The sequence below is a fragment of the Rahnella sikkimica genome (assembly GCF_002951615.1).
Taxonomy (GTDB): domain Bacteria; phylum Pseudomonadota; class Gammaproteobacteria; order Enterobacterales; family Enterobacteriaceae; genus Rahnella; species Rahnella sikkimica.
This window is the reverse complement of record NZ_CP019062.1, coordinates 1,193,201-1,219,951: the sequence shown is the minus strand read 5'-3', so window position 1 is coordinate 1,219,951 and position 26,751 is coordinate 1,193,201. Positions and strand designations below refer to the sequence as shown.

Sequence of the window (26,751 nt, the reverse complement as noted above, 5' to 3'; positions counted from 1 at the left end):
ATGAGCAAATTCGCCGTAGTACTCGGAGATCCCACCTCACACGGTGGCAAAGTTTCCTCGGCCTCATCCAGTTTTGAATTAGCGGGCAAGAAAGCCGCATTGCTGAACGACACGGTGACCTGTCCGGAGCACGGTACAAACCGTATTACTGAATGTGATGCATCCGCTTATGATGCACTACCGAAAGCCTAATGAAACGCTGTCGGAAATTGCCATAGCCCTCTTGCTTGTTCCGCCCACCCGGCTCAAAGCTGCAGAAGCCAAAACAGTGACCCGTTTGTTCCGGGCAATGCCGGTAAAAGAGTGGTTGAAAAAATCATCCCTGGTTTACGCAGGTGGGGGGAGTTTCCGCGCCAGACAAAGATACGGAAATCACTAACAGAAATTATGCATTCACTGTCTTTATTCATCAGACTTATCTATATAATTTATATGAAAATTCCTAACAGCCTTTAAAACCCTCCAGATTTACATTCAGAAATACTTCATTTCCGTAAAAGAGCCCAACCCCGAACATTACCCCTTCTGTTCGTCAGGTTTCTGAGTAGAATCACGCCAACATTAATTTGGCTTAAGTTTGTTTTCTCACGTCATTTCGCCGCCTGCGGTGACGTGATAACGGACTCATGCACAGGCAGTCACCGGCTAACGGCCTGTGGAAAAGGGAATTGAATAATGAGCATTCAGGAATACATTCTTGCCGGCAGTAAATTACCGATCCACAACCATTATCAGCTCAGATTAACGCGCCTCGAATCCCAACAGCCCGGTGTGGATATCTCGGTACTCAAGTTCAGCGGCACCGAGGCCATCAGTGACATCCTGCGCTATGAAATCGAATTCACCAGCGCGGTGAAAGACATTCCCGCCCAACACATCATCAACTATTCCGCCCTGTTCCTGATGTATCCCGACGGCAAACCGTGGGAAGCGGTTAAACCGCGCATTATTCCCGGTGTCATTACTCAGTTTCGCCAGTGCAGCACGTCTGCCGACGAGACCCGCTACGTCGCGACGCTGGAACACCGTCTTACCCGCTTAAATCAGGGCAGCAATAACGCGATTTACCAGAACGACAGCGTCATCAGCATGACCGAAAACACCTTCCTGCGGTACAACATGGACCGGCTGGATTTCCGGTTTGCGTTGAACGACCAGTACCCGCTGAAAAAATTCATGATGCAGTTTGGTGAAAGCGAATATGCGCACATCGCGCGCCGTCTGGCCGACAGTGGTATCTCGTACTTCTTTGAATACGATGAGGAAAACAACTGCGACGTCATGGTGCTGGCCGACCATTCCTACGCCTGGCCGGAACCTGTAGCTATTACGTTCCGCAATCCGGCAGGCATGTTCGACGGCGGGCTGGAATCGGTGTGGGAGATGTCGGTCAGCCGGAAATCCATTCCGAAGTCAGTGACGGTTAGCGACGATTATTACCCGGCTGCGCAAAGCGATATGACGGCCACAACCGCCACTAACCCGGACTATCCGGCGCTGGTCGCCGAAGATTACCGCTGGGGCGAGTATTATCCCGAGCCGGGCAAGGAATACAGCAGCGAGCCCGGTCAGGGCATGTGGTACGCCAAACGCCGTCAGGAGCGCTACCTCACAGAACAAATCACGTTCGAGGGCAAATCCAACTGCATGACGCTGCGCCCCGGCATGGTTATCACCACGCCGGGCAAGGACTGGCCGGAAGCGCCCGACGGCCTGCTGATTGTCTCCACAGAATCTCAAAACGTCGCCCGCGACACGGCGTATTTCGTCACCTTCACCGCCGTTCCGCGCAATACCCAGCATCCTTATCGCCCTGTTTTGCTGCCGTGGCCCGTCGTCACCGGCACGCTGCCCGCCCGCATCTCCAGCGCGCACCCGGATGAACCTTACGCCCATATCAACGCCGACGGTTTATACCGCGCGCAGTTTGGTTTTGACCGCACCGCATGGCAGAAGGGTTTTGAAAGCTGCTGGCTGCGTCTGGCGAAACCGTATTCCGGTGACAGTTACGGCTTCCATATGCCACTGCTGGATTCCACCGGCGTGGCGATTGCGTTTGAGAACGGCGACGTTGACCGGCCTTACATTGCTTACGCGCTGCATGATTCACGGCACCCGGATCATGTGGCGTTACCGAATTATAAGCGGAACGTTATACGCACGCCGGCCAATAACAAACTGCGTCTCGACGACACGCGCGGCAAAGAACACATCAAGCTTTCAACGCCTGCCAGCGGCAAAAGCCAGCTGAACCTCGGTGCGCTGGTCGATGATAAGCGCAAAGACCGCGGCCACGGCGCCGAGCTGCGCACCGACGACTGGGTGTCCGTTCGTGGCGGTAAAGGCGTGTTTATTTCTGCCGATGTGCAGGCCTCCGCCGGAGGTCAGCAACTGGATATGCAACAGGCCAAAGCCCTGCTTTCCAGCGCGAGGGTGGAAATGCAAAGCCTGTCGGCCAGTGCGCAACAGGCGCAGGCGTTAGCCGCCGACATCGACCGGCAACAAACGTTACTTCAGCAGAAACTCGACAAACTTCAGCAGGCCGTTTTGCTTTTAAGCGCCCCAAAAGGCGTCGGTATTGTCAGCGGGGACAGTATGCAGCTGTACGCCGAAGACAGCCTGACGCTGACCGCCGGTAAACAGGTGGATATCGGCGCGGCGAAGAAATTCACCGTCGCGGCCGGTGAGCAAATCAGCCTCTACAGCCGTCAGGGCACCAAAATGTTTGCTGCCAAAGGCGATATCGACGTTCAGGCGCAGGGCGGGAAATTCACCACCTGGTCAACGGACGATACGCATATTGCCAGCGGCAAAAAAATGACGGTGACGGCGCAGGACGAGCTGGTTCTGATCTGCGGCGGAGCCTACATCAAACTGAAAGGCGGTAACGTTGAAATTGGCGGTCCGGGGAAACTGCGGGTGAAAAATGCAGGTATCGTCAAACAAGGCGCGGCCAGCATGCAAAGTACGATGAAATCGTTTGAGCCCGAAAGCTTCGATGAAAAGTTTGTTGTCAGCCACGCCCTGACGGGACATCCCATCAGTAATATCCCTTATCGGATCACTATGCCGGATGGAAAAATCATCGAAGGCATCACGTCAGCGACTGGTGAAACGGAATTAACCCAATCTGAAATAGTTGACGATATGATTTTGTCTGTTTTCCCTAAGGGAAAATGATTGATGCGTAAGTATTAACACCGGCAGTTTGAATCGGGATGCGGAAATTCAAAATGGAACTTGATTATGAGTGATGAAAAGAAAAGCGAAGGCACTGAACTTGGGTTGAAAATTCTCATGATCATTGCCGTGGTTATCTTTGTGATATGGGTATTATGGAACGTTGTGGTTTCAATGATCCCGACCGTAGGCGGCAGTTTTGGCGCGGGTTTCCCCGGCGGTTCCGGTGGCAGAGCTATCCGGGATGTTGAAATCGACGTAGAACCGCAGGTTGTCTATCGCATTGACGATCATCGTTTTTTCACGCTAGAGCAATACCTGGACTGTAACAACGGCGGATTTGTTTATTACAACGACACGAACAAAAAAATTAAGGTTTTGGCTGGTAATGAGGGAGCAGATAAAAGGCCTCAAAACGAAGTTACAACGATGCAGGAGAATGATGTGCTTGCACTAAACGGTAAGTTCGTTTATGCCGCCAGTGATAATGTGATTGCTTACCCGACTAGAGATGTGAGCTATAAATACGGAAACTCTACTCATTATATAGCTTATAAAAACATCAGCGAACCCTCAAGAAATGCAAAATTTGAGGTTTCACCATCGAGTTCCCGCACTAATATTGTTACAGACGATGCTATTTACGTGCAGGTTTCTAACGCAACAGTAAATTATAAAAAATACCCCATCCCAAAAAAAACAGATAATTATGAATGGATTAATGCATCAGACGTTCACTTTAACCGAGTGTCCAAGGATGACCAATTTCATTGTGACAACACGATTAAACCACGACGTGTGAAATACATTTCAAACTGACAGGGAGTTAACAAAAATGATAATAGCCATCAGTAAAATGGAACTTGATTATGAGTGATGAAAAGAAAAGCGAAGGCACTGAACTTGGGTTGAAAATTCTCATGATCATTGCCGTGGTTATCTTTGTGATATGGGTATTATGGAACGTTGTGGTTTCAATGATCCCGACCGTAGGCGGCAGTTTTGGCGCGGGCTTCCCCGGCGGTTCCGGTGGCAGAGCTATCCGGGATGTTGAAATCGACGTAGAACCGCAGGTTGTCTATCGCATTGACAATCATCGTTTTTTTACTCTTGAAAATTATTTAAATTGCTCATTCGGCGGATTTGTTTATTACAACGACACTAATAAAAAAATTAAGGTTTTGGCTGGTAATGAGGGAGCAGATAAAATCCCTCAAAACGAATTCACTATAAGCCAACCCAATGGCGTGATGGATTTCCATAGCAACTTTATTTATGCTGCTAGTGATAATATCATTGCCTACCCAGGGAGTAACGTCAGTTATAAATATGGATTCTTAAACTATTTTATTGCTTATAGAAATTTAACCGACCCATCAAAAAACTCCGAACTTAAAGTTATAGGTTCTATTTATGACACAATAACGATCACTAATGATGCTATTTACACGCAAGTTTCAAATGCAAAAGGAAATTATAAAAAATATCCCACACCAAAAAAGTCAGATGATTATGAATGGATTAATGCATCAGACGCTCACTTTAATCGAGTGTCCAAGGATGATCATTTTCATTGTGACAACACGATTAAACCACGACGCGTGAAATACATTGCCAACTAACAGGGAGTTAACGAAAATGACTACATCTAAAGAACCGACACGTGAAGCCCCCTGCTTCTATGATGATAACGGGAAGCCCCACTTTCGCAGCAGTCTGTCGCCTAATAATGTGAAAGTCCGGGCTGAATGCCAACTCCCGCCACATTACCCTGGTATCATTATTTTTGTGCATGGCGTTAATTCTACCGGCGAATGGTTTTCCAACGCTGAACGGAGTATTTGCGAAGGATTAAACACACGATTGGGACTGGGCGGTACCCCTTACGCACTGATAGCCAATGAATATAATTGCGACAATCCCGCTGATTTGGAGAGTTATAAGAAGGATCGTAAATTGCTGAATGCGGGGAACTCTCCGATCGTCCGCTTTTACTGGGGATATCGCTCAGCGAAGGGTGAAGAAGACAGATACCTCATTCCGCTGGTTAACCGTCAAAACGAAGATTACCGCCAGTTAAAAAAACAGGGGCTGAAGCCTGAAGCGCTGCAGGCCAAAGGACCGTGGTATTGGGGCGGAGGCCCGTTCCAGAACGGCACCAATAATCTGGTTTCTCTGTGGGGGGAAACCGGATTTAATGCAAAACTACGCCATGTTCCCATTACGGTACAAGACTTCGCCCCTGACTTTGACCGTTTACTGTCCAGTGCGCCTCCGCGTAAATATTACGCTCATACCGCTAAACGGCTGGCCGATTTACTGGATTTAATTCGGGTCAAATACCCGAGAGATACCGTGAGTGTTATTTCTCATAGCCAGGGAACCATGATCGCGCTGGGGGCAGCAGCTCTTGCAAACAAAGCACCGGATGCATTATTTATTCTTAATTCACCTTATGCGATGGAAACAAAGCCGACCGATAGTTTTTCTCTGCCGGATAATGAAATTATATCTGACAAAGCACGCGAACAAACACTGGAAGCCATCATCAATAAAGTGGCAGAACAGGCTCAAGCGTTGCCCCCGGAAAAATATAGCGCGTTATTTGTTGGAAAATCAGAGGATAACAAGCCCTGGACACCACTGATTAAGCATAAATCAACGCAGCCTCAGGTCACCACTGTAGAAACCGGAGAATATGATTATGTTTCCTCCGGGCAGGATTATCCTGCGGCGAAAAAACAGGAGCGCACTGAAACGGTGACATCTGACCGCTGGATCCCTGAGCGGGGTAATCACGGACGCTTCTATATTTACTGCAACCCACATGACCGCGTGATGGGCTCATCTCCGCTACTCAGCCTGGGCTGGCAAGGGTTGCGAAACACCAGCAAGCAAGAGCCGCACAAACTCATTGCGGCTCACAAAAAACATCTGTTCCAGCGGATGATGGCACGCGCCACCCCCTGCGGAACTGCACCTGCCCCTAAAACGCCGTTCTGGCCATTACCTGATGGCAAACCGTTCTGGGATGACGGCGGGGATTTTCTGACCTATAACCCCCCTAACTTTCGTCAGACTATTGATATCAATGCCGAAGAAGTCCCAGCTCCTATTGCAGCATCTGACATGGCAAACTTTGACAAAACACGCCCCGGTGATGGGAGGCATTGGGATGAACACCCCGAATCTCGAACAGGATTTGCCTGGGGGCAGTATGATCCTAGAACAAAATTACCCAACGACGACACCTTTGCAAACTATGTGTTGCTGTACCCCAAAATTCTGGTGCCCACCGGCGAATATCGCGTAATGGCCGGGGGACACGCTTATGAACCCATCATGCGCGAGGAAACGGACGACGAACGCCGTATCCGCGTGGGCTCTTATATCTCGCAACCCACCGATCACAGTACCTTGCCAAACAGTCCGATTTTTATGGAAAGAGTCGTGCCTTTCGACTTACCGATCGGCTTCTGTGACGCGACCTGGGACAAGGCATTTATGGCAGAACTGCGGGACAGAGCAGACTGGACGAAAGGCTATGACAACTATTTTAATAACGGTGAGTTATCCGTCCCGCCGATTCCATCCATTATTTCTACAGAAACCCTGTCAGAAGTAAAAAAAGCAGAATTCGAAGAACGCATCCGAACTAAAGCCAGGGAATATGGTTATTAACATGAGCAAATTCGCCGTAGTACTCGGAGATCCCACCTCACACGGTGGCAAAGTTTCCTCGGCCTCATCCAGTTTTGAATTAGCGGGCAAGAAAGCCGCATTACTGAACGACACCGTAACCTGTCCGGAGCATGGGACTAACCGCATCACTGAGTGCGATGCCTCTGCTTATGAAGAAAATGGACGCGGGATTGTCTTGCACGGCTTTAAAACAGAATGTGGTTCCGTGGTGATTGCCACCCTGCAGGATATGGAGATCGGCTGATGGGATGGTCAGTACCGAAAGCGCCAGTGCCTGAAAAAGCGGCCGCATGGTCACCGTGGATTTGCGTTTTTATCCTCGGTGCCGGGTTTCTGGCATCACTGGCATGGGTCGTGCTCAATTCCCCTGCTGATGGCCTGCCTGCGTTAGCTTCTGGCTTTTATCTTCCGCTGACAGGCTATGCGCTGGCGGGAACATTGTTTTTTCTGACACTCTATTTACTGGGGTGGGAAATTCAGGCGCTGTATTGGCATAACGCATTATGGTGGCAGCATAATACGTCTGCCGCCTGGCAACGCTGGGCACAGAACTCTCTTTGCGTGGTCAAGGTCGTCATGCTGACGCCTGATAGCCAGCTTCTGTTGCGTAAAGCGGGTATTGAGAAGGCGGAGGCATCAGATGATGCGGCCGATATGCCTAAGGTTCTCTTTCCTGAAGAAACCCTGATACCGGGAATAAATCGCTTTGAACGCTTATGTCATGCCCTGCTTGATGAAATCGCCCCGACGCTGAATACCACGCTTAAAAATGAAGATGTTTCGGTTTATCTGCAAACTTCTCGCGAGGTTGATGAGGCCGAACAGCATAAGTTGTACTCAATTTTGGCTGAACGTTTCCCCGCTAAAAAATTCAGTGTTCACCTGCTGCCTGACTCTTCGCTTTTTCCCATCTGGAATCAGTCAGTTCTTGCCTCCCATCATCCCGTTTTGCTACTCGCGATGCACTACCGAAAGCCTCATGAAACGCTGTCGGAAATTGCCACAGCCCTCTTGCTTGTCCCGCCCACCCGGCTCAAAGCTGCAGAAGCCAAAACAGCGACCCGTTTGTTCCGGGCAATGCCGGTCAAAACCGACCGGTTAGCTTCTGAACTGACAGAACAGCGGGATATGCAGCAACAACCGGCGGAATCGATACGCCTTGTCTGGTTCAGCGGGCTTGCAGACAGCGTGCGCCAGAAGCTCAGTGCTCTGATTTATGAACTCAAACTGCCGCTACGCCCGTCCGCGCCCATGGGTGGCCTTGTAGACTTTGATAAAGACAATGACCAGTACGGAGCGCTTACGGGTGGGCTATTGATGGGAGCAGCCGCGCTGATGGTCGAACAGGGTCAGGGCGGTCAGTGGATTATCCACCATGACGGAAAAAATGCCTGGACGATAGTCGTGGGTGATCAGGCCCCCGTAAGCCTTCAACCCGCAGAAAACTTGCCTCAGGCCCCCTATCCTGCGGGATCTGTTGCATTGAGTTTATTGTTTAATTTGGTGCTGTTTTGGTGTCTTGGAAATGCGTGGCCGCACTGGTTATTTTCCTGTTGGGGATTCACCGCCATTGTCTTTTCATTGTTTATCACCTTGCCCGGAAGCGTCATTGCGCTGCGGACAGCGGTTAACAAGATCCAAAAACCGCAATTTATGCAGGACGCCAATGCGTCACTCAGGGATTAACAATAATGTTCAAAGGGATTTTGCGCACCGTCGGCGTTTTGCTTTTGTTGCTGATGTTCGGGGTGATCCTGTTTGTGATCATCGGGCAAAGCCATGCCTTTTCACCAAAAGCCGAAACCCCGGTATTTTTGATGATTGCATTCTGCCTGCTGGCAATAACGGCATTCCTGCTTTTAGCAATATCGTTATTCGGTTCTTCCAGTGAATATAGTGCCCCGTTAGAACCGAACACGGTTGAGCGAGATGAAGCACCAAAGCAGCAACCGGTCATTGACTTCCCGCATCTCAGAACAAGTCTGAGCAGACGCTACGGCCTGCGCTGGAAACGCAAACTCCCGTGGCTGCTGGTGATGGGTGAAGTGGCCGATGTTGAACAGGTTGCGCCAGGGCTGACTGAGTCTGGCTGGACGACGGTCGGCAATACTGTGCTGTTGTGGGGTGGCTCGCTGGCCGCGGGCGGTAATACGGCAGACCTTCAGGCGTTACGCCGCCTGCGGCGCAATGCTCCCGCCGATGCGCTGATCTGGGTCAGCCATGAGGCGCAATATACGCAGGCAGAGCAGGCTGACGCAGTGCTTCGCGGTTACGAAATCGTCCGCCATCAGTTGCGCTGGGAATTGCCGGTGTATCTGCTGGACCGGCGCGAAGAGAAGTGGCCGCAGCCGGAACGGCCGGTGCAGCTGGTCGGTGTATTCGAAGACAAAAAGCTGACATCAGACTCTTTATCGCCCGCCGTTGAGTCCCTGCTCCCCGATCTTCGCGCGCAGGGGATGGCACAAATCAGCGAAAATTTACGTCATGCGTTTTTGCTGCAACTGGCCAGCGATTTAAAGACCCGCCTGACCGGCTGGACGGAGGCCGTTAAACCGCTGCTGAACAGCTATCGCCCGTTGCCTCTTTACGGCGTGGCGTTTTCACCGGCGCTGACATTACGGGCGTACAGCCCGCATGAGCGCGCCAGTTCACCCGTCTGGCAGGAACTTGCCGCGAATATCAACCGGCGCGCCGGACATCCCGTGGGCGTCAATACACGGGTGGTGGCGCAGTGGAGCGCCGCAGCCGCGATGCTCCTTTTAACCATGGGTACAATCGTGTCCGGCATCAGTAATTACCGGCTGATGACCGGCAGCGCGGAGCAGGTCCAGCAGGCGAAAAACTCGCCGTCGCCTGCCACCTTGTCTTCATTACAACAGAGAGTGCAAACCTTACTGACTCAGCAGGCACAGGGCACGCCGCTCTACCGCCGTTTTGGTCTGGACGTGACGGAGTCTTTGCTTCCCGCGATCTGGCCGGAATACTCGGCGCTGGCGGAGAGGCTTATCGTTCTGCCGGCGGAGCGTCAGCTGAGCGCAGCACTGATCTCAACCACGCCGTCCTATGACGCCCTGAAAACTTACCTGATGCTGGCTCAGCCAGACAAAACCACCGGCGCTCAAGCACAGCAGTACTTTACGCAGCAACTGACGCCCTTACTGAAAAACATCGCACCGCAGGATATTACTTTCTTCGCCTCACAGTTTGCCGTTCATCCGGAATGGAAAATCCGTCCTGACAGCGCGGCGGTCGCGCAGGCGCGGTCGGCGTTACTGAATGCCATGAGCGGCGCGGATGCCGAACAAAAACTATATGGTTCCCTGATTTACCGCACCTCGCGCAACTTCGGCGATTTATCGCTGACCCAGTTACTTGACGGTCAGGAGACCGGCGGGATGTTTACCCTTGATACCGAAGTGCCGGGCAGCTTTACCCGTCAGGCGTATGAAGGTGCGATAGCGCCGGAGATTGCGGCGCGGGTAAAACAGCGTCAGGAGCAGGTCGGCTGGGTGCTGGCGGAACCGGGGCATCCGGTGGAAGCCTCGCTGTCACCCACGGCATTGGGCGAACGGTTAACGGCGCGCTACTTTGCCGAATACGGCACCGCGTGGCAGAAAACGCTGAACCAGCTGAAGGCGCATACGGCGGCGGATCCCGCGGAGCAACTGACACTGGCCTCCGACGTCAGCCGTTCACCGCAAATAGCCCTGATGAAACAGCTGGCGTGGCAGGGGCTGGCAGGCAGTCCGAATGAGCGTCGCAATGAACTGAATCCCGCGCTGCAACCGGTGTTTGGCGGCATCGTCTCAATGGCGACCGGTGCCGGTAAAAGCAACGGACTTACGTTATCTGCGTGGCGGTCACAAACCGCAGGCCTGCGCGACAAGATGCGCAATCTGTCAGCGGCCAGCGGCGGTACGGCAGCGTTGTCGCAATCGGTTTTTCGCGGAACGCAAATCGATAACACGGTCTCTGAATTGCCTGCCCGTCTGCGCGTTCAGCTGGGCAGCGGCTGGCAGCCGATGGCACAGGCGCTGTTTTTAGCGCCGCTCAGCCAGACCTGGAAAGGCGTGATGACCACCGGCGTGAAAGGCATGGATGCGCAGTGGCAGCAGGAGATTGTCGCAAGCTGGCATAAAGAATTCGATAACACCTTCCCGTTCACCGGCAGCCCGAAAGACGCATCACTGGTGGCACTGAATGATTTTATCAATCCGCAAACGGGCCAGATTGTCAGTTTTATCCGCGAGCACCTGAACGGCGTGCTGGAGTACAAAGACCACCGCTGGCAGGAGGCCGGTAAACTGCCGCCGGGGCTGACGGTCAGTCCGGCCTTTCTCAGCAAACTGAATCAGCTCGACCGTTTGGGTCATGCGCTGAACGATAACGGCTGGGGTTTTCGTTTCAGGCTTCAGGCCGGAACAGCCAGAGACGTGGTGCAGACCGAACTGATCATCGACGGTCAGAAGCTGGTGTATTTTAATCAGATGCCGTTCTGGACGGATATTCAGTGGCCGGGCGACACCTATTATCCCAATGCCGAACTGGTGTGGACCAGCGTGCGCGCCGGTGCGCGACTCTATTTCGATACACCGGGCACCTGGGCATTTTACCGCCTGCTGAAGAAGGCCAACATCACGCCGGTTGACGATACACATTATCAGCTGACCTGGAGCGCCGAAGACGGCTTACCGCTTAACTACCGGCTGGCATTTACCGCCGGGAGCGACCCCGTCAGTTTGCTGAGCCTTGATGGCTTCCGGCTCCCCAACACGATATTCCGTTAACACAGGTAACGACATGGAAGACGATTTCTTAAAATATTTTGACGGCGAAATGCGCTACCTGAAGGAAGCCGGGCTGGAGTTTGCGAAGGAATTCCCGGCGCTGGGCCGTGCGCTGGGGCTGGACGGCAGCCCGGTGCCGCGTGATGAATCGGTCGAGCGGTTGTTTCAGGGCTTTTCGCTGATGATGGCCAAACTGCGGCAGAAGATTGATGACGACATTCCGGAACTGACCGAGCCGCTGCTCTCGCATCTTCTGCCCGTGATTAACCGCACGCTGCCCTCCACCGCCGTTGTCGAACTGACGCCCGCGGCACCGGAGCTGCACGTACGCGAAGAGGTGTTACCGGCAGAAAGCGAACTGTTCACCCAACCGCTGGGCAATGACCGCCAGCGCTGCGCCTACCGCACCGTCCGCGCCCTGAAAGTGCATCCCTTTGCGCTCGAAAATGTCTCGATCTGCACCCTGCATGAAGGGCAGCAGGCACTGCGGCTGCGCTTCACCCTGCCCGCGCTGACCGAAATCCGCCCCGCCGACTGGCAGGATCTCAGCCTGTATCTCAACGGCGACCGCGTGCTCCAGTCGGCGCTGTATCTGGCTCTCAGCCGTCAGGTGAAACGGGTGAACGTGCGATTCTGGCAGGAATCAACCGGGCTGATGCCGGTGGAGGCGCAGTTTATCCCGCGCTGGCAGACCGAAAGTGATGCAAGCCTGTGGCCGGAAAGCCACAGCCCGGCGCTGTGCGGCGAAGTTCGCCCGTGGCTGGAGTATTTCACCTCACCCGAACGTTATTTCTTTATGCAGCTGCGCGGGCTGGAAACCCTGAATTTCCCGCCGGACACCACGGCATTTGATATCGAGGTGACGCTCAGTGAAAAATGGTCATACGATTTGGCCGTACCGCCGGACGCCATCCGCATGCACTGCGTGCCGGTCATCAACCTGTTCCGCCTGCTGGCTCAGCCGCTGACCGTGACCACGGCGGTCAGCGATTACCGCCTGCGTCCGCACCGGCTCAGCGACGGCCATACCGAGATTTACGCAGTAAACGATGTCGCGGAAGTCACCGAAGACAACGCCGAATTCAGCTATGTGCCCTACAGCCAGTTCCGTCAGAAAGGCGGGATGCTGAAATATGAAAAGTCCTGGCCCGACCGTTATTATCACACCCGCCTGTACCGCGGCACGTCCGGGCTGAATGAAACCCTTCTGATGCTCGGTGGCCGGACGCATGCTGAACAGGACGGCCTGAAAATGCGCCTGAACATGACCTGCACCAACGGCGCTTATCCGAGCATGGCGTTACAGGAAAGCGTCTTCGATGGCGACATGGCCCTCGGCAATCTCGAGCTGAAATGTGCGACCCGCACGCGCCCGTCCATGCCGTATTACCCGCCGGTTGCCGGACTTTATCAGTGGCAGGTACTGTCATTACTGCATCCGCAGGCCATTGCCGGTCTGATGGAAATCGATACGCTGCGCCACGCGCTGACGCTCCTGGACTGGACGCATGATCCGGACAACGCGCGCCGCATTGCGGGCATTACGCACGTTGAATATACACCCTCCCATTACCCCGCCGAAGGCTGGCACGGTGTGGCGATCCGCGTCACGCTGGATGAACATCAGTTCTTCGGGCAAGGTGACGCGCTGTTGTTTTGTGAGATCCTCGAGCAGTTTTACACCCAATACGCAGATATCCGCCGCTTCACGCAACTGACGGTGACGCTCAGTCAGTCCGGCACAACGTGGGCCTGGCCGGAACGACGCTTAAAACGGATTTTATTCTGATGACGCCTGAAGATAACGAAAAGCGCGTGAAGGAATTCTGGCGGGACAGTGACGGCAACGACCGGGCGCACGCCTTTAACTTCTACCGCTTCTGCCAGTTGCTGGAAAAACAACTGTCTGCTCAGAAACCAATAGGCAGCACCTTCACGCCGAAAGACGACCCGGTGCGCTTTCGTCCGCACCCCGGAATGGGTTTTCCGGTCAGCGAGCTGAAAGCGGTAGAAACGGATCCGCAACGTCCGGACGCGCCGCCGACGGTGCGCACCACGTTTATGGGATTGTACGGCGTGGATTCCCCGCTGCCGACCAGCTACATCGATGACATTGCCCAAAAGCGCGAAGGCCATGAAGCGCTGGAAGCCTTTTTAGACATTTTCAACCACCGGATGATGACCCAGTTTTACCGCATCTGGCGAAAGTACAGCTATCCCGCCACCTTTGAAGACGGCGGCACGGATAAAACCTCGCGCAGCCTGATGGCCCTGACCGGCATCACCGACAGCGGCGACGTGCCCGCCTCGCGTTTACTGGCATTACTGCAACCGCTGGTCAGAACCACCCGCACGGCGGAAGGTATTGCCAGTGTGATCCGCACACAAGCACCGAATACGCAGGTGACGGTCAAACCGCATAAAGTCACGCGGATGCCCGCCGGGAAACGGGCGAAATTCTCGTTTTCAGACCAACAAAAACTGGGCGACCATCTGGTGCTGGGCAGTCATACAGAAGATGCGAACTACTGCATTGGGGTGGAGATGTTTACTGAAGACGCAGCGGAAGCCAGAAGCTGGCTACCCGGCGGTCAGTTGGGTAAGGACGTATTCGATCTGCTGCGCGTCTATCTGGGCTGTGATTACGATGCCAGTCTGTCACTCACTATCCCGATGAAACTGGCTCCGCTGCCGCGCCTGGGCGACCGTTCGCTGATGATGGGTTACAACGTGGTGCTGGGATTGCGCGAGGATAATCTCGATAAAATGCCGGATCAGGTGACGATGAAACTGGGGAGGATCCGGGACAAAAAGAACAGAGGCCCATAAGCCGATACGGCTTTCATTTTTCCTCCCGCCCCATTGTGGGATATATTGGGCGCAGACTTTTAACATCATCTCTTTGTAACGGATAACATCGCCATGGCACTGATCCCAAAAAACTACACGCGTCTGGAAAGCGGCTATCGTGAGAAAGCACTCAAAATCTATCCCTGGGTCTGCGGACGCTGCTCGCGGGAGTTTGTTTATTCCAACCTGCGCGAATTAACGGTTCACCATATCGATCATGACCATACCAATAACCCGGAAGATGGCAGTAACTGGGAGTTATTGTGTCTGTATTGTCATGACCACGAACACTCCAAGTACACGGAAGCGGACCTGTACGGCACACGCGTTGTGGCGGGCGAAGACGCGCAAGATGACATTGATGCAGCCACTTACAATCCGTTTGCCGATTTAAAGTCGATGCTCAATAAGAAGAAATAATGTTCGGCAGGTCAGCTTCTGCGCAGGGGCTGACCTTCGATAATCCCGCCTCTCTCATTCATCACTCCGTACAGGTGTTTCAGTGAATAGCCCTGAACATCTCGTCGCCACGGCCCCGAACCTACACCTGATCATGAAGAACGTTCATGTTCGATGAAAACAAATCACTTTTCCTCAATCAATGACTCAGGCATAAATTATGCATAGCAATTATCTACAGATATAAATCAGGGTGCCGGATAACAATGAATAAAAAATTTGCATTTACTATTAAGAGCATTTGCTTCGACGAGAATTATAACCCCTCAGAAAGTACGCGTATTACGACTAACTTTGCTAATTTAGCCCGGGGTGAAAAACGTCAGGAGAATTTGCGCAACACCCTGGTGATGATTGACAACCGTTTCAATTCACTGGCGCATTGGGATAACCCCAATGGCGATCGTTATGGCGTCGAACTTGAGATCATTACTGCGCAGCTGAATATTGATATTGACGGTAAGGCCGACGCCTTCCCGGTGATTGAAATATTGAAAACAAATATCATTGATAAAAAGACCAACGAACGCATTGACGGTATTGTGGGGAATAACTTCTCCTCTTACGTGCGGGATTTTGATTTTAGCGTTTTACTGCCTGCGCATAATAAGAACAAAGACCAATTTACGCTTCCGGACAACTTTGGTGAGTTGCACGGGAACATCTTCAAACAGTTTATTAATTCAGACACCTACAAAAACAGCTTCAATAAAACGCCGGTTATCTGTCTGAGTGTTTCCAGTAAAAACGTTTATTACCGCACAGGTAATGAACATCCTGTATTGGGCATCGAATACCAGCAGGATGCACTTTCCCTGACGGATGAATATTTCGCCAAAATGGGATTACATGCCCGATATTTCATGCCTAAAGACAGTGTTGCGCCTTTAGCCTTTTATTTCGCTGGTGATTTACTCAGCGATTACACCAATCTTGAACTTATCAGTACCATCAGCACGATGGAAACATTCCAAAAAATTTACCGGCCTGAAATTTACAACGCTAATTCCGCCGCAGGAAAGTGCTATCAGCCGAGCCTGAATTTCCAGGATTATTCGTTAACACGAATTGTTTATGATCGCGAAGAACGTAGTCACTTAGCCATTGAGCAGGGAAAGTTTACAGAAGAGAATTTCATTAAACCTTACCAAACACTTCTTGAGCAGTGGTCAGCAAGTTCCGTTCTTTGATTAACCAAAATACAGGGTCATCTATTATGAAAAAGTTATTACCGACGTCAACGGCGGGCAGTTTACCGAAACCTTCCTGGCTGGCAAAACCTGAGGTGCTTTGGTCACCCTGGAAACTGCAAGATCAGGAATTAATTGACGGCAAACAAGATGCCCTGCGCCTGTGTCTGGAAGATCAGCAGCAGGCCGGGATTGATATTGTCAGCGATGGCGAGCAAACGCGTCAGCATTTCGTCACCACGTTTATTGAGCACCTCAACGGCGTTGATTTTGAGAAACGTGAGATCGTTAAAATTCGCGATCGCTATGATGCGAGTGTGCCGACCGTTGTGGGGCCGGTGAGCCGCCAAAAGTCTGTATTTGTTGAAGATGCTAAATTCTTACGTCAGCAAACAGACAAGCCGATTAAATGGGCTCTGCCGGGTCCCATGACAATGATCGATACGCTTTATGATAACCATTATAAAAGCCGTGAAAAACTCGCCTGGGAATTCGCTAAAATTCTCAACGAAGAAGCCAGAGAATTAGAAGCCGTGGGCGTCGATATCATTCAGTTTGATGAGCCCGCATTTAATGTGTTCTTCGATGAAGTGAATGACTGGGGAATTGCCACGTTAGAAAGAGCCATTGAAGGGCTTAAATGTGAAACGGCAGTGCATATTTGCTACGGCTATGGCATCAAGGCCAATACAGATTGGAAAAAAACGCTGGGAACAGACTGGCGACAATACGAAAAGATTTTCCCGAAACTGCAAAAATCGAACATTGATATTATTTCACTCGAATGTCATAACTCGCATGTTCCCATCGAACTGCTGGAACTCATTCGGGGTAAAAAGGTCATGGTAGGCGCGATCGACGTCGCAACCAATACCATTGAAACGCCAGAGGAAGTTGCCGCGACGCTGCGAAAAGCATTGCAGTTTGTCGACGCAGACAAACTTTATCCTTGCACCAACTGCGGCATGATCCCGTTACCTCGTGGTATCGCAAGAGGCAAGCTGGATGCATTAAGTGCAGGCGCAGAAATCGTCCGTAAAGAACTTCTGGCGAAATAAATAACGGCTGGCGAAATAACGCCGCCAGACAGTTTAGGGTTAGAAGAGAATTCAGTCCGGGTTGAGCGATCATTGGGATCGCTCAACCGCTAAACCCAATCGGGCTGAATGATGACGACGGTTCAGGCATCACTGTTCGTCATGACTTCCGCCGGTTAACGCCTGCGCGTCCACTCATCAGCAACATCCCCCAGAGTTTTTGGCACATCGTTCCGTATCCAGGCCATGAAATCACGGTCGAATCGAAATGCTTCCCCGCACTGCTCAACCATGAAACGACGCACATTTTGGGTGTTTTTGTAATTCTTATCCACGACGGTAGTACGGGTGAGTGATGAACTGTGCCAGTCAATTTGCATCTATTCTGCGCCTCTTCCAGTGCTGGCCCAAACGCCAACGCCCGGTCATAAAATGCCACAAACGGCTGCTGCAATGTTTGCGCCAGCGGCGTAAGGCTGTATTTCATCCCTACCGGCGGCGGATGATCAACCCGATTTGGCGATCACACACTCACGACATTGTCACCGGAGTGTTACGGTTGTAAAATCATTTAACAGCCGTAACGCGTAATTTAACAGGAATGAACCTCATGAAAAATGACCTCACAGAATTTGAACGCTTTGTGATTGAAGACAAAGGGACTGAACGCCCGCATACGGGAGTTTATAATGCGCATTTTTCACCGGGCCGCTATGTCTGCAAACGCTGCGGAACGCCGTTGTACACCTCAGAGCACAAATTTGAATCCCACTGCGGCTGGCCGTCTTTCGATGACGAAATCCCCGGTGCGGTAGAACGCGTTCCTGATGCCGACGGGCGCAGAACCGAAATTGTCTGTGCCCACTGTCAGGCGCATCTGGGCCACGTATTCGAAGGCGAATATCTGACCGAGAAAAACCTGCGACATTGCGTGAATTCAGTCTCTCTGAATTTTGAAAGCGTCGGGGAAGAGTAAACACCCTCCTCACTGCCGCACAATATTGCGGTACAGATAAAGACGGTTTCCGACCTGCATTAAAGATATAAACCGGCGTATTTTGCCGTTGAGCTGGCCGCACGGAACTCGCGCGTATCCGTCAGCCCGGCCGATTCGACGGTCACACTCAGCGAAGACGCTTTGCCACGCAATTCAGGTTCACGCCCAGCGGCTCTTTGACCACTTGTTGTTTAGCCGCAGTGAATTGAGTCTTCGCGAATGGACCGACGTTCAGGGTTGCAGCACCGTTATTTACCGTCACTTCGCCCGCAAACCCAAAATAAGAGAGACGGGCGCAAGGGCGCGCAGGCGGTATGAAGGGGATTGAGGGGGAAAGCATACTGTAATGCGCTGTAATGTTATCGGGCATTTGCTAAGTCCGCTCCTGTGCTGCATCCGCAGGCAAAATAGCCTGAGTTAACAGCACACCCTGAGCTTTATCTGGCCAAAAACGCCCTCCGGCATTGCCATATCATTTTACTCTTTGCAGGAAGACCTGCGCTTTCAGAACTCTGTCAACCGCTGAAAATCTTCATAAAAAACAATTGACTAAAATTTGTTAAGCATTGCATTAGTCATTAACAGAGGTTTTTCCTATTCCCTATTTCAGAGTCACAGAACTGGCAACATTTTTTACAGCCGCTTCTACACGTTCTGAATCATTCTGGATACTGGCCATCACCTCACCCGCCTTTCGCATGAGTGTGACGCCCTGATAAGTGTTCTCAAGACTAATTTCAATACCTCTCAGGACTTCTTTTGCGAGCTGATTGTTGTCTTTCACCACCCGTTCAATTTCCTCTGTAGCGATGCTAACGCTGGCCGCCAGATTACGGACTTCTGCGGCCACTACCGCAAAACTCCTTCCGGATGCTCCGGCACGGGCAGCCTCAATGGCAGCATTTAATGCTATAAGTCGGGTCTGAGTGGCAAAACCTCGGATGGTATCGACTATTTCGTCAATACTGACAGACTGACGGTTAAGAAGAGATATATCATCGGAAACCGTGTTCATACCTTCTGCAATCTTATCAATAATCCTTATGCTTCCTTCAATAACCCCGGCACCCGCCTGAGCACTCCCTCTGGTTTGAATAGCCATATTCCATGCGTGGACTGCGGCATCGTGTTCCTGCTGGTTACGCAGGACTTGCTCAGTCACTTCTGAAGCAAATTTCACTATTTTATAAAGCTGTCCATCGCTATTGAAGACAGGATTATAAGTAGCCCGGAGCCAAATGGCCTTCCCATTTCGGTTAAGTCGTGGGAACTGGCCAGAAAAAAATTCCCCCTGGTTAAGCCTTTCCCAGAAGTGTCGGTACTCTTCACTCTTGAACAGAGCCTCGGAACAAAACATCTTATGATGCCGGCCCCTGACTTCATCGAGTTTGTAACCGGTGGTTTTAAGGAAGTTTTCGTTCGCGGCAAGAACCTCTCCTCCGGGAGTGAATGAAATCACGGCCATCGAACGACTTATGGCGTTGATAATTGACTCTTGTTCAAGGGCAGATTGCATTCGGGAAGAAATGTCTGCTGCAATTTTAACAACTTTAACGACCCGGCCTTTAGAATCAGTGACCGGGATGTAGCTGGCCTCAAGCCATACGGAACGCCCGCCTTTAGCCAATCGCAGATATTTATCATTAAAACTTTCACCCGCAGCCAGACGCTGCCAAAACAACCTGTACTCAGGGGAGTTCACGAGTGAATCCGGGCAGAACATACTGTGGTGACAACCCATGATTTCGTCATCCCGATAACTCATCGTCGCAAGAAATAACGGGCTGGCTCTCAGGACTATCCCCTCGGCACTAAATTCAATTACTGGCATAGACTTACTAAGTGCTTCGAATGAAGCAGCAGAGCCAGGAATTCTTAGACGTAACAGAGCAGATAAAGCGTTTTTAAAAGTACTCAGGCGCATCAGTTGTACCGTATGAAGTAATGACTGCAGTGGTTATCGGCAATTCCTTCCGCGACATTATTTATTAGTGTGATAGTTGATACCTATTATAATTCAACTCATAAACTATTTTTGTCATGCACGCCCATGATAGTGATTCATCACTACAGCCCCTCGCTTGATACGAGTAAGTTATCTCCGCCTGGTATGACCCGGGGAAACTGCTGTGATCGTCCCGCGAATTCAAAGGATTTGTCATCTCCAGCACTCTTTAGGTTGTCTTTTCGGTTCGAAAGAAAAAATAGCTGTACTCTGCATTGAAATAGGATGATTCTTAATATTCTCCTTAATTTGACCGTTTGCTCTTAGAGTTAAAATGCCTGACATAAAAATCATCTGTGAAAAGTGTGGCTGTGACCGCTTTACTGCCTCTTCCGAGTCCGTCTCTTCTGAAACCGTATCTGCCATTGAGTGCCGGGTTTGTAAACACCAGGCCAACGTGAATGAACTGGTTACATTCCGTGAGATCCCCTACTTCATGCCTAAACCTGAACTTCAAATGACTAAAATTTGAGTTCCAAAACGCCCAATAACAGCGTTAAGAGGACGGTTTGAGTAATAACTCATGGTTGGTTAACTCTCGCCCCAGCGCAACACTTTTAACTATCTGATTTTATTTAAAATTAGTAAAATTACAGAAAGTGGTTTTATCCCATTCCAGACCCGCTCCCCCTTTTGAACGGAGCCTTCTTAATCTTTTACAAAATCTCTTTGCTTTAAGTGAAATTTTAGATAGTTTAATGCCATAAAAAGAAAATTCTGATAGGCGCTAAAAATGCCATTTTTTGTGTCAGTACCCCCGGTGGTAGATATGCAAGTACGGAATGTCATTCGTGCTTGCTATCCCGAGTTTACCGTTAACGAATTGATGTACAGTATTAAATTTGAATATAGGGAACCCTATACGGGCAAGGTTTATTTTTATTTAAATGATGAAGATGACAATGTCATTGACTTCATTATCGATGAAGAAGGGGGTGTTAAAATAACCCGGTGATTTTAAGAAAATATCGTTTCCAACGAGACGGCAGATTTTACTGATTCGGCTTCTCAGGTTTTAATGTTATTTAAAACCGATTACAAGGCCCCATGCAATCTGAGATTTTCAATACCACCACATCATTGTAATGTAATACAAAATACTCGGCCCCCTGTTTGTATTCAGTTTCCACATCAATACCTTCATTTATTAAATAGGCATCCAATTCTTTTACTGCACGGGGAACATCTTTTACACCAGACCAAACCACTTCCTCTTCGAAATTTTGGTGTTCGTCCCCTCCTCTTACATGATATGTCGCATTTTCCGATGCCGCCGGAGCATTTCTGATGAGTGAAGGCGTTAAATAATAATAATCAAACCAGTCCGACTTTTTGTATTCACGGCCATCGAAAGCATAACCAAAAGAAATTATTATCCATGCGAAAAACAAAAAAAACATTACAAACATTACACAAATCCACTTTGTCAATTTACGCATATTTTCATTCCCCTTGTATTTAATCAAAAAACATTCCGTCACCATATTGGATATTGACTATCACCGCCTATATGAAAATAATCAGGCGCGGGAATATTATGCGGATGAACATAAAAATGGGATGGCATGTGAAGATCATTGGGTTTCTGGTAGCCTCTTCTTAAAGCAATATATAGCTCATTGTTCATCCGATTGACATCATCAAAGAGATCTTTTTTTGGCCGATTAAAATATCTATTAGATATATAGTTATTAGATAAGTCACCGAGCGGTTTAATGTAGTCTAACCAAGTTGGCAGGTAACCTATTCTAGGTATTGACGTTTTACCTGGTGAGGGCTGAGGGAACAATATGGGCCTAAACCCCCTATTTTTGAATTTTCCTATCGGGCCGTAATGATCCCATATAGATTTACCATAAGAAATTTCAGTGGGTTGGGCCAATATAAGTGGATCAATACCTTCGCCAAAGACTCTATAAAACCCCAATAAATCCGAGACCAAGTCTTCCCCACTAAAACCGCTATCTGTACGCCAATTTACCAAAGATGAATCCTGCAGGGCTTCGAATCTCGAGGCTGTTTTCATCATAATGGTCAGCGCAATTCGCTTTTTTATTTCCCAGCTCAAACACGAACGTACCATTAATGGAGCATGTACGCCGGCCCACAGATTAGTTTGTGTTGATTTATGTATTTTTAATGCCATTTCCTGATAATAATCAACAGGAAAATACCATTCATTTAGCTCAGGGTAAAAACTCCTTCCTTTTTCTTCACGAAGCTTACTTTGAAGTTTGCGAGCATCACTCCCCTGAGCATGACCAAGGTCTATCCAACCTAATACTTTGGTGTAAACCAAGCCAAAACCGATTGCACTCCCTAAAACTGCAGTGGTTATATCTTCACGTTTACTCATATAGTCCCCTACATCACAATGTCTTGCCAGAAACTGTAACCCGATGTTCCAGCCTGATGGTGCTGCCATGTGATGCTTTTGAATATCAATATCAGCGTCTCTTCAGGTTGAGCATCACTGTGGTCTATCGCATGCGGGAAATTAACGGAGACATCACTCAGAAAAGCATCACGAAGCTCTATCGAATAATACTTCATGATTCTTCCCGTGATATCAATCCGATAAATATCAAAGTTGCATTGCAATTTCTCATTATTGGAGATGGCGATACCAAATAAAGGTGAAGATTTGTCGATTATTTTGGTGATAGTCAGTGGTTGGTGACAAACATTTTGATTACGATGTGTGTGATGCGATAACGACAATATGAATATTTGGTCCTGGTGCAACACCTGATATTTATTGCCCATTGAATCATAGGTGCCACATCCCTGAGATATCAGTCCTTGTTTCTCACCTGTGACCGACATATATATTTGATTAGCCATTCCATAACCCCTTTTGAGTTTCTGAAGTTATAACTCAACCGCCCACTCAAAACAAATGCTATATATCAATACAAAAAACCGAACAATACATGCCAACTATCATTGAATAAGTTTCCCTGCGCTGTTGAAAAACACCCTCATTGTTTAATTTGCTTAGTCTGAAAATTTAAATTCACGGTTTACCAGAATATCTTATGGGATTTTCAGAAATGATATAAGCGCCAGAACCCCACAAACAAAAAACCCACGCTTTCGCATGGGTTTTTATGTTTCGTATTACGCAGTCATTAACGTTCCCGCATCGCTTCGTTCATTTTGTTCAGCGGTTTCAGCAGGTAATCGAGGATACTTTTATTGCCGGTCTTGATATCCACCGTGGCGATCATGCCGGGGAAGATATAGAACTTCTCTTTGTGTTTATTTTCCAGATAGTTGGCGTGCGTTTTAATGTTGACGCGGTAATAGTACACGTCGCGGCGGACTTCATCCTGAATGGTGTCCGGGGAAATCGTTGTTACCTCGCCGTCAAAACTGCCGTAAATGGAATAATCGTAGGCGGTGATTTTCACCTTGGCTTTCTGGCCGGGGTGGATGAATGCCACGTCGCGCGGGGAGATTTGCGCTTCCACCAGCATCTGATCGTCAATCGGCACCAGCGTCATCAGTTTGCCGTTGGGCGGGATCACACCGCCGACGGTATTGACGTCGATATTTTTGACAATACCTTTCACCGGTGAGAAGAATTCCAGGCGGTTCAGTGAGTCTTTACGCCCCAGAATCACTGAGCGCTGCGCCTCGATCTCCGCATTCGCCTTGGCAAGTTCCTCACCGGCGCGCACATTGTATTGCGTTTCCAGGTCAGTCGCTTTGCTTTCCATCTCGTTAATCTGACGTTGCAGACGCAGCACTTCCACGTCGCTGGCCGCGCCCTGTTTCACCAGTGGCGTGGTCATTGAAAGCTCGCGGCGGATAAGCGCAACGCCCTGCTTCAGGCCGGAAAGTTGTTTCTCCAGGCTGTTGCGGCTGGAGTTGTACAGCTCGGTTTCGGATTTCACCAGTTCCGGTTCGTCATCCAGTTCTGCCGGGAACGTCAGCGGCGTATTGTTGATCTGCGCCGTCAGACGCGCCGCCGTGGCCAGCGCGGCATGTAAACGCGCCACGCTTTCCTGCACGCCGGATTCGGTTTTGGTGCGATCAAGCTGCGCCAGCCGCTGCCCGCGTTCCACCACTTCACCTTCCTGCACGTCGATGGCGTGAACGATGCCGCCTTCCAGCGACTGCACAATCTGCTCGTGCGACGACGGGATCACTTTACCGGTGCCGGTCGTGACTTCATCGAGCGTGTAAAAATTCGCCCACAGGAAGAAACACAAAAGCATCAGCGATACCGACCAGACCAGAATGGTCGAGCGCGGCAGGGATTTTTCCGTCCGCTGACGGGTCGTGAGTTTAGGCTTTTTCATTGTGATGCCTCCTTGCTTGTCGCCGGTTTCGCGGTGGCGGCAGCGGTTTGTCCTTTCGGCCTGAAGTGTTTGTTCAGGATCTCATCCTTATTACCGTCGAGCGAAATACGCCCGTTATCCATGACGATAATTCGATCCACCAGTTGCAGCAGCGCCAGACGGTGCGTGGCAATAATCAGCGTTTTGTCTTTGCCCCAGGTCGATAACTGGGAAATCAGGTTCCACTCGGAAATCTCGTCGAGCCACGCGGTCGGTTCATCGAGCAGCAAAACCTGCGGCTGCGTGATGATGTTACGCGCCAGCAAAAGCGCCTGACGTTGCCCGCCGGAAAGCCCGACGCCGCCTTCGTGAATGAGGAAGTTCAGGCCGTCCTCTTTTTGCTGCACAAACGCCAGCGCGCCGCTGATGACCAGCGCTTCATGGATTTCTTCGTCGGTCGCCTGCGGGCGTCCCATGGTGATGTTTTCATGCACTGAGCCGAAGAACAGACGCGCGTGCTGGTTGTGGAGCGCCACGTCGCGGCGTAAATCTGCCGGGTCGATCTGTTTGATGTTGACGTTATCGAGCACCACCTGCCCTTGCTGAACCTGTTGCATGCCTGCCAGCACTTGCAGGAGCGTCGATTTGCCTGCGCCGTTTTTGCCCAGAATGGCAATCTTCTCGCCCGGTTTGATGTTCAGACGCGAAATCGCCAGATTCACCGCTTTGGCTTCTTCGTCGTAATAGAAGACCGCATCATTGATCGCGTATTCACCGGCGATCTGCGCCTTGTGAACCATCTTCTGGCCGTTTTCCTGATCAATCGGGCGTTGCATCAGTTCATCCAGCCCTTTACGCGCAACCTTCGCCTGCTGCCAGCGCGACAGCACGCCGGAAATCTGCGCCAGCGGCGCAATGGTGCGGGATGCCAGAATGGTTGTCCCGACCAGCGCACCGGTGGTCATGTCGCCCTGCATCACCAGATAGCACCCCACCAGCAGCACGACAGCGTACACAATCGACTGCACTTCCTGCGTCCAGGTCATCAGCAGGCTGGTCAGAAAACGCTGACGCATACTGATTTCGGCAGACACTTCGTTACAGTGGTTCCACTGGTTCTGGAAACGCTGCTCGGCGCGCATCAGTTTGATGTCTTCGAGTGACTCCACCGCTTCCACCAGCGAGGCATTACGCACCGCCGATTCGCGCATCCCTTCGTTGGCCAGTTTCGCCAGCGGTCTCTGGATCAGGATGCCGGGGATCAGCAGCAAAGGCAGCGCCAGTAACACCACAAACACCAGCGGGCCGCCGATCATCCACAAAATCACGGTGAACAGCAGGAAGAATGGCAGGTCCGACAGCGCGCTCAGCGTGGTCGAGGTGATCAGCTCGCGCACGGATTCCAGTTCGCGGATTTGCGAGATAAAGGAACCGGTGGATTTCGAGCGTGCGCTGTTTTTAATGCGCAGCGCACGGCCAAAGACGCGGTCGGAGATGCGCAAATCGGCACGTTTCCCCACCACGTCAGAAATATGGACGCGCACCATGCGCATCACGAATTCAAAGGTAATCGCCAGCATCACGCCGCCAAACAATACCCACAAGGTCGGGACGGATTGCGACGGCACCACGCGGTCGTAAACCTGCATGGAAAACAACATGCCCGCCAGCGCCAGCACGTTGGCAATCATCGAGGCCAGCATGATGTCGCTGTAACGACGCCAGTCTTTCAGTGCCAGATCCCAGAACCAGTTTTTCTTGTACGGCTTGATGTAGTTATCAACGCGCGCATCGGGAATGCTGTGCAGCGGACGCAGAAGCGTGATGCTTTTTGCGCGTTCCGCCAGCTGTTCTGATGTCAGGGTGGTTTCCAGACCCTGATCTTCGGTAAATTGCACGGCGCACTGGCCGCTGGCGTCCAGATGTGTCACCACGCCCAGCCGCCCGTTGTCGAGCATTAAGATGAACGGCACGCTCATCGGATCGAGATCGTTCGGGTGGAAGTCACGCGTGACGCGGCCCAGCCCCAGTTTTTTTGCCATCTCATCAAGAATCACGTCTGCCGGTGCGCCCATCTCCCAGGCAACGGTGGTTTTCACGTGCTCTTCTGAGTAATCCAGCCGGTAGTGTTTCGCGATATCGAGCATGGCTTTGAGCCACGCGGTGTAGCCTTTCTCTAACATGGTGTCTTTTTTCATCATCATTCTTCCCTAAATTCGTTTTCCTTTATGCACATTCCGGCGCATAAACAGGCCATC

At 50.8% G+C, this 26,751-nt stretch carries 22 protein-coding genes; 14 read left to right on the top strand and 8 right to left on the bottom strand.

The window, feature by feature from the left end; translation table 11 throughout:
• The 13 genes from BV494_RS05545 (at position 1) to BV494_RS05485 (ending at position 17,226) form a co-directional block, all read left to right on the top strand.
• Positions 1–192: a PAAR domain-containing protein gene (locus BV494_RS05545; RefSeq protein WP_104924719.1), complete on the top strand. Its 192-nt coding sequence runs from the start codon at positions 1–3 to the stop codon at positions 190–192.
• A gap of 483 nt (positions 193–675) precedes the next feature.
• The gene (locus BV494_RS05540; RefSeq protein ID WP_104921944.1) at positions 676–3,180 is read left to right on the top strand and encodes a type VI secretion system Vgr family protein; all 2,505 of its coding nucleotides are present in this window, start codon (positions 676–678) and stop codon (positions 3,178–3,180) included.
• A gap of 66 nt (positions 3,181–3,246) precedes the next feature.
• Positions 3,247–3,999, top strand: a complete 753-nt coding sequence (locus BV494_RS05535; protein ID WP_104921943.1) for a T6SS immunity protein Tli3 family protein — start codon at positions 3,247–3,249, stop codon at positions 3,997–3,999.
• A gap of 50 nt (positions 4,000–4,049) precedes the next feature.
• Complete coding sequence (locus BV494_RS05530; protein ID WP_104921942.1) at positions 4,050–4,802, top strand: T6SS immunity protein Tli3 family protein; 753 nt, start codon at positions 4,050–4,052, stop codon at positions 4,800–4,802.
• Positions 4,803–4,818: 16 nt separating this feature from the next.
• Positions 4,819–6,861 (top strand): T6SS effector phospholipase Tle3 domain-containing protein, encoded by a 2,043-nt coding sequence (locus BV494_RS05525; protein WP_192938080.1) that lies wholly within the window; start codon positions 4,819–4,821, stop codon positions 6,859–6,861.
• Position 6,862: 1 nt separating this feature from the next.
• The gene (locus BV494_RS05520; RefSeq protein ID WP_104924718.1) at positions 6,863–7,126 is read left to right on the top strand and encodes a PAAR domain-containing protein; all 264 of its coding nucleotides are present in this window, start codon (positions 6,863–6,865) and stop codon (positions 7,124–7,126) included.
• Complete coding sequence (locus BV494_RS05515; protein WP_104921940.1) at positions 7,126–8,568, top strand: KPHS_23130 family T6SS system protein; 1,443 nt, start codon at positions 7,126–7,128, stop codon at positions 8,566–8,568. The genes BV494_RS05520 and BV494_RS05515 overlap by 1 nt, the downstream gene beginning before the upstream one ends.
• 5 nt (positions 8,569–8,573) lie before the next feature.
• Positions 8,574–11,669, top strand: coding sequence for an ImcF-related family protein (locus BV494_RS05510; protein ID WP_104921939.1), 3,096 nt, complete (start codon positions 8,574–8,576; stop codon positions 11,667–11,669).
• Positions 11,670–11,682: 13 nt separating this feature from the next.
• Positions 11,683–13,458, top strand: coding sequence for a type VI secretion system baseplate subunit TssF (gene tssF / locus BV494_RS05505; protein WP_104921938.1), 1,776 nt, complete (start codon positions 11,683–11,685; stop codon positions 13,456–13,458).
• On the top strand, positions 13,458–14,498 hold the full coding sequence (tssG, locus tag BV494_RS05500) for a type VI secretion system baseplate subunit TssG (RefSeq protein ID WP_104924717.1): 1,041 nt from the start codon (positions 13,458–13,460) through the stop codon (positions 14,496–14,498). Before tssF ends, tssG begins: the two co-directional genes overlap by 1 nt.
• Before the next feature lie 93 nt (positions 14,499–14,591).
• On the top strand, positions 14,592–14,939 hold the full coding sequence (gene yajD / locus BV494_RS05495) for an HNH nuclease YajD (RefSeq protein ID WP_104921937.1): 348 nt from the start codon (positions 14,592–14,594) through the stop codon (positions 14,937–14,939).
• A 245-nt stretch (positions 14,940–15,184) separates the two neighbouring features.
• Positions 15,185–16,168 (top strand): DUF1852 domain-containing protein, encoded by a 984-nt coding sequence (locus tag BV494_RS05490; protein WP_104921936.1) that lies wholly within the window; start codon positions 15,185–15,187, stop codon positions 16,166–16,168.
• 26 nt (positions 16,169–16,194) lie between these two features.
• The gene (locus tag BV494_RS05485; RefSeq protein ID WP_104921935.1) at positions 16,195–17,226 is read left to right on the top strand and encodes a methionine synthase; all 1,032 of its coding nucleotides are present in this window, start codon (positions 16,195–16,197) and stop codon (positions 17,224–17,226) included.
• Between the two features lie 155 nt (positions 17,227–17,381).
• Here the strand turns inward: BV494_RS05485 and BV494_RS05480 are convergent, their stop codons facing one another.
• Positions 17,382–17,585, bottom strand: a complete 204-nt coding sequence (locus BV494_RS05480) for a DUF6434 domain-containing protein (RefSeq protein ID WP_104921934.1) — start codon at positions 17,583–17,585, stop codon at positions 17,382–17,384.
• A gap of 230 nt (positions 17,586–17,815) precedes the next feature.
• Between BV494_RS05480 and BV494_RS05475 the strand changes: the two genes are divergently transcribed.
• A complete protein-coding gene (locus BV494_RS05475) occupies positions 17,816–18,181 on the top strand; it encodes a methionine-R-sulfoxide reductase (RefSeq protein WP_104921933.1) in 366 nt (121 codons plus the stop codon).
• Positions 18,182–18,329: 148 nt separating this feature from the next.
• On the opposite strand, the gene BV494_RS05470 is transcribed toward BV494_RS05475, so the two are convergent.
• From BV494_RS05470 to BV494_RS05435, 7 genes are all read right to left on the bottom strand, one after another.
• Positions 18,330–18,572, bottom strand: coding sequence for a hypothetical protein (locus BV494_RS05470; RefSeq protein ID WP_104921932.1), 243 nt, complete (start codon positions 18,570–18,572; stop codon positions 18,330–18,332).
• Between the two features lie 231 nt (positions 18,573–18,803).
• Positions 18,804–20,126 carry a methyl-accepting chemotaxis protein gene (locus BV494_RS05465; RefSeq protein WP_104921931.1) on the bottom strand — a complete coding sequence of 441 codons (1,323 nt, stop codon included), beginning with the start codon at positions 20,124–20,126 and terminating at the stop codon, positions 18,804–18,806.
• A 1,106-nt stretch (positions 20,127–21,232) separates the two neighbouring features.
• A complete protein-coding gene (locus tag BV494_RS05455; protein WP_226790037.1) occupies positions 21,233–21,646 on the bottom strand; it encodes a hypothetical protein in 414 nt (137 codons plus the stop codon).
• A gap of 38 nt (positions 21,647–21,684) precedes the next feature.
• A complete protein-coding gene (locus BV494_RS05450) occupies positions 21,685–22,563 on the bottom strand; it encodes a hypothetical protein (RefSeq protein ID WP_192938079.1) in 879 nt (292 codons plus the stop codon).
• Positions 22,564–22,571: 8 nt separating this feature from the next.
• Positions 22,572–23,051 carry an Hcp family type VI secretion system effector gene (locus tag BV494_RS05445; RefSeq protein ID WP_104921929.1) on the bottom strand — a complete coding sequence of 160 codons (480 nt, stop codon included), beginning with the start codon at positions 23,049–23,051 and terminating at the stop codon, positions 22,572–22,574.
• A gap of 287 nt (positions 23,052–23,338) precedes the next feature.
• Positions 23,339–24,514 (bottom strand): HlyD family type I secretion periplasmic adaptor subunit, encoded by a 1,176-nt coding sequence (locus tag BV494_RS05440; protein ID WP_104921928.1) that lies wholly within the window; start codon positions 24,512–24,514, stop codon positions 23,339–23,341.
• Positions 24,511–26,691: a type I secretion system permease/ATPase gene (locus BV494_RS05435; protein WP_104924715.1), complete on the bottom strand. Its 2,181-nt coding sequence runs from the start codon at positions 26,689–26,691 to the stop codon at positions 24,511–24,513. Before BV494_RS05435 ends, BV494_RS05440 begins: the two co-directional genes overlap by 4 nt.
• Positions 26,692–26,751 lie beyond the last annotated feature (60 nt).

What these genes read in the sequence shown, in the direction of transcription:
- BV494_RS05535 (WP_104921943.1), top strand. Translation starts at nt 3,247, where the DNA reads ATGAGTGATGAAAAGAAAAGCGAAGGCACTGAACTTGGGTTGAAAATT.
- BV494_RS05530 (WP_104921942.1), top strand. Translation starts at nt 4,050, where the DNA reads ATGAGTGATGAAAAGAAAAGCGAAGGCACTGAACTTGGGTTGAAAATT.
- BV494_RS05445 (WP_104921929.1), bottom strand. Translation starts at nt 23,051, where the DNA reads ATGGCTAATCAAATATATATGTCGGTCACAGGTGAGAAACAAGGACTG.
- tssF (WP_104921938.1), top strand. Translation starts at nt 11,683, where the DNA reads ATGGAAGACGATTTCTTAAAATATTTTGACGGCGAAATGCGCTACCTG.
- BV494_RS05545 (WP_104924719.1), top strand. Translation starts at nt 1, where the DNA reads ATGAGCAAATTCGCCGTAGTACTCGGAGATCCCACCTCACACGGTGGC.
- BV494_RS05440 (WP_104921928.1), bottom strand. Translation starts at nt 24,514, where the DNA reads ATGAAAAAGCCTAAACTCACGACCCGTCAGCGGACGGAAAAATCCCTG.
- BV494_RS05465 (WP_104921931.1), bottom strand. Translation starts at nt 20,126, where the DNA reads ATGCGCCTGAGTACTTTTAAAAACGCTTTATCTGCTCTGTTACGTCTA.
- BV494_RS05455 (WP_226790037.1), bottom strand. Translation starts at nt 21,646, where the DNA reads ATGCGTAAATTGACAAAGTGGATTTGTGTAATGTTTGTAATGTTTTTT.
- tssG (WP_104924717.1), top strand. Translation starts at nt 13,458, where the DNA reads ATGACGCCTGAAGATAACGAAAAGCGCGTGAAGGAATTCTGGCGGGAC.
- BV494_RS05470 (WP_104921932.1), bottom strand. Translation starts at nt 18,572, where the DNA reads ATGCCCGATAACATTACAGCGCATTACAGTATGCTTTCCCCCTCAATC.
- BV494_RS05450 (WP_192938079.1), bottom strand. Translation starts at nt 22,563, where the DNA reads ATGAGTAAACGTGAAGATATAACCACTGCAGTTTTAGGGAGTGCAATC.
- BV494_RS05520 (WP_104924718.1), top strand. Translation starts at nt 6,863, where the DNA reads ATGAGCAAATTCGCCGTAGTACTCGGAGATCCCACCTCACACGGTGGC.
- BV494_RS05510 (WP_104921939.1), top strand. Translation starts at nt 8,574, where the DNA reads ATGTTCAAAGGGATTTTGCGCACCGTCGGCGTTTTGCTTTTGTTGCTG.
- BV494_RS05485 (WP_104921935.1), top strand. Translation starts at nt 16,195, where the DNA reads ATGAAAAAGTTATTACCGACGTCAACGGCGGGCAGTTTACCGAAACCT.
- BV494_RS05540 (WP_104921944.1), top strand. Translation starts at nt 676, where the DNA reads ATGAGCATTCAGGAATACATTCTTGCCGGCAGTAAATTACCGATCCAC.
- BV494_RS05435 (WP_104924715.1), bottom strand. Translation starts at nt 26,691, where the DNA reads ATGAAAAAAGACACCATGTTAGAGAAAGGCTACACCGCGTGGCTCAAA.
- BV494_RS05525 (WP_192938080.1), top strand. Translation starts at nt 4,819, where the DNA reads ATGACTACATCTAAAGAACCGACACGTGAAGCCCCCTGCTTCTATGAT.
- BV494_RS05480 (WP_104921934.1), bottom strand. Translation starts at nt 17,585, where the DNA reads ATGCAAATTGACTGGCACAGTTCATCACTCACCCGTACTACCGTCGTG.
- BV494_RS05475 (WP_104921933.1), top strand. Translation starts at nt 17,816, where the DNA reads ATGAAAAATGACCTCACAGAATTTGAACGCTTTGTGATTGAAGACAAA.
- yajD (WP_104921937.1), top strand. Translation starts at nt 14,592, where the DNA reads ATGGCACTGATCCCAAAAAACTACACGCGTCTGGAAAGCGGCTATCGT.
- BV494_RS05515 (WP_104921940.1), top strand. Translation starts at nt 7,126, where the DNA reads ATGGGATGGTCAGTACCGAAAGCGCCAGTGCCTGAAAAAGCGGCCGCA.
- BV494_RS05490 (WP_104921936.1), top strand. Translation starts at nt 15,185, where the DNA reads ATGAATAAAAAATTTGCATTTACTATTAAGAGCATTTGCTTCGACGAG.